The organism is Pseudomonas sp. Sample_24, assembly GCF_004307605.1.
Classification (GTDB): Bacteria; Pseudomonadota; Gammaproteobacteria; order Pseudomonadales; family Pseudomonadaceae; genus Aquipseudomonas.
Genome location: NZ_RCNW01000309.1, coordinates 1 through 2,732 on the forward strand (window position 1 = coordinate 1; position 2,732 = coordinate 2,732).

Genomic DNA, 2,732 nt, shown 5'->3' on the forward strand with positions numbered 1-2,732 from the left:
CGATCGAACATTACCGCGACGATTTGTTGTTTTACCTGCAAGCTCATCTGATTCTCGTCCTCGCCTCCATGCTGGCCGCCCTTGTCGTGGGCATCCCTGCCGGCATATTCCTCAGCCGCCCGAACATGATCGGCCGCGCCGAGCGCTTCATGCAGTTCTTCAATATCGGCAACACGGTTCCGCCTCTCGCCGTTCTGGCCATCGCCCTCGGCATCCTCGGCATCGGCAGTGGCCCGGCGATCTTCGCCCTCTTCCTCGCCTCCTTGCTGCCCATCGTGCGCAACACTTACGAAGGCCTGAAAAACGTCCAGGGCTCACTCAAGGAAGCCGCGGTCGGTATCGGCATGACACCCACTCAAGTGTTGTGGCGTGTCGAATTGCCCAACGCCGTGCCGATCATCATCGGCGGCGTGCGCGTGGCACTGGCAATCAATGTCGGAACCGCGCCGCTGGCCTTCCTGATTGGCGCCAACAGCCTCGGCAGCCTGATCTTCCCCGGTATTGCCCTGAACAATCAGCCGCAACTGCTGCTCGGCGCCGCGTGTACCGCGCTGCTGGCCTTGTTGCTCGATGGCCTGGTGACCCTCGCCAGCCGTCTCTGGCTCGAACGCGGTTTGCGCCCGTCTTAAGCCTCGGCAAAGGAATCGTCATGAAAACATCAAGCTTTTTACTGGGCTGCGTTCTGCTGTTTGCAGGATTTGCCCAAGCCGCGGAAAAACCGGTTATTCGCATCGGCGCCCGGGTGTTCACCGAACAGACCCTGCTGGCGGAGATCACTTCGCAATACCTGCGTACCAAAGGTTACGAGGTGCAAGTCACCGGCGGCCTGGGCAGTAACCTCGCCCGCAGTGCCCACGAAAGTGGGCAACTGGACATGCTTTGGGAATACACCGGCGTGTCGTTGGTTTCCTACAACCATGTCACTGAAAAACTCGACAGCGAACAGTCCTACGCACGAGTCAAAGAACTCGACGCGAAAAAAGGCCTGGTCTGGCTCACTCCGTCGAAGTTCAGCAACACCTACGCCCTCGCCCTGCCGAAAAACGTCGCTGACCAGTACCCACAGATCAACACCATCAGCGAGCTCAACTCGGTGCTGCGCAAGGAAGCCCAGACCAACAACCTGGTGGCGCTGGACACCGAGTTCGCCAATCGCTCGGACGGACTCGACGGCATGGTCGAGCTCTACGACATGAACCTGACCCGCAAGAACATCCGCCAGATGGACGCTGGCCTGGTCTATACCGCGCTGCGCAACGGCCAGGTGTTTGCCGGACTGGTCTACACCACCGACGGTCGACTCAACGCCTTCAAGTTGAAACTGCTGGAAGACGACAAGCATTACTTCCCGGACTACACCGCCGCACCGGTGGTGCGTCAGGCCTACCTTGATGCGCATCCGCAACTCGCCGAACAGCTCAAGCCACTGGCTGAACTGTTCGACGACGACACCATGCGCGAGCTCAACGCGCGGGTCGATGTCGAGCATCAAAGTCCGTCAGCCGTCGCCGCCGATTTCCTGCGCCGACACCCGATTAACTAAGGAGGAAAAGTCATGGAATTCTTGAACGCCTTTTCCCATCTCGACTGGTCGCAGGTTTTGCACCTGACGTGGCAACACATCACGCTTGTCGGGATCGCCGTAACCCTGGCGATCGTGGTCGGCGTGCCGCTGGGGATTTTGATGACACGCTTCCCTAGCCTCGCCGGGCCTTTGCAGGCCAGCGCCACGGTGCTGCTGACCGTGCCGTCGATTGCGCTGTTCGGCCTGCTACTGCCGTTCTACTCGAAATTCGGCCAAGGCCTCGGTCCGATGCCGGCGATCACTGCGGTGTTCCTTTATTCACTGCTGCCGATCATGCGCAACACCTACCTGGCGCTGAGCGGTGTCGAACCGGGTATTCGTGAAGCCGCGCGAGGTATCGGCATGACCTTCGGCCAGCGCCTGCGCATGGTCGAACTGCCGATTGCCGTGCCGGTGATCCTTGCCGGTGTGCGCACCGCCGTGGTCATGAACATCGGCGTCATGACCATCGCCGCCACCATCGGTGCCGGTGGATTGGGCGTACTCATCCTCGCTTCCATCAGCCGCAGCGACATGTCGATGCTGATCGTTGGCGCCGTGCTGGTCAGTCTTCTGGCGATCTTCGCCGACCTCATTTTGCAGTGGCTGCAACGTTCGCTGACTCCAAAAGGACTCCTTAAATGATCGAACTTCAAAACCTCAGCAAGACCTTCCAAAGCAACGGCAAAGATGTGAAAGCCGTGGACTCGGTGAGCCTGACTGTCAATGAAGGCGAAATCTGTGTGTTCCTCGGGCCATCGGGTTGCGGCAAAAGCACCACGCTGAAAATGATCAACCGCCTGATCAAGCCGACCTCGGGCAAGATCCTGATCAACGGCGAAGACACCACCGGCCTCGACGAAGTGACCCTGCGTCGCAACATCGGCTACGTGATCCAGCAGATCGGTTTGTTCCCGAACATGACCATCGAAGAGAACATCGTGGTAGTGCCGAAATTGCTCGGCTGGGACAAACAGAAATGCCACGACCGCGCCCGCGAATTGATGAGCATGATCAAGCTCGAACCCAAGCAATACCTGCATCGTTATCCACGGGAATTGTCCGGTGGCCAGCAACAACGGATCGGCGTGATTCGTGCACTGGCGGCCGATGCGCCGCTGTTGTTGATGGACGAACCGTTCGGCGCGGTCGACCCGATCAACCGCGA

At 59.4% G+C, this 2,732-nt stretch carries 4 protein-coding genes; all 4 read left to right on the plus strand.

The window, feature by feature from the left end:
* The first annotated feature begins 2 nt into the window (after window positions 1–2).
* On the plus strand, window positions 3–629 hold the full coding sequence (locus D8V06_RS16580) for an ABC transporter permease (RefSeq protein ID WP_241667835.1): 627 nt from the start codon (window positions 3–5) through the stop codon (window positions 627–629).
* A gap of 20 nt (window positions 630–649) precedes the next feature.
* Complete coding sequence (locus D8V06_RS16585; RefSeq protein WP_130906255.1) at window positions 650–1,543, plus strand: glycine betaine ABC transporter substrate-binding protein; 894 nt, start codon at window positions 650–652, stop codon at window positions 1,541–1,543.
* 12 nt (window positions 1,544–1,555) lie between these two features.
* On the plus strand, window positions 1,556–2,209 hold the full coding sequence (locus D8V06_RS16590; protein ID WP_130906254.1) for an ABC transporter permease: 654 nt from the start codon (window positions 1,556–1,558) through the stop codon (window positions 2,207–2,209).
* A partial coding sequence (locus tag D8V06_RS16595) for an ABC transporter ATP-binding protein (RefSeq protein WP_130931335.1) occupies window positions 2,206–2,732 on the plus strand: 527 nt, incomplete at its 3' end. The genes D8V06_RS16590 and D8V06_RS16595, both read left to right, overlap by 4 nt.

What these genes read in the sequence shown, in the direction of transcription:
- D8V06_RS16585 (WP_130906255.1), top strand. Translation starts at nt 650, where the DNA reads ATGAAAACATCAAGCTTTTTACTGGGCTGCGTTCTGCTGTTTGCAGGA.
- D8V06_RS16590 (WP_130906254.1), top strand. Translation starts at nt 1,556, where the DNA reads ATGGAATTCTTGAACGCCTTTTCCCATCTCGACTGGTCGCAGGTTTTG.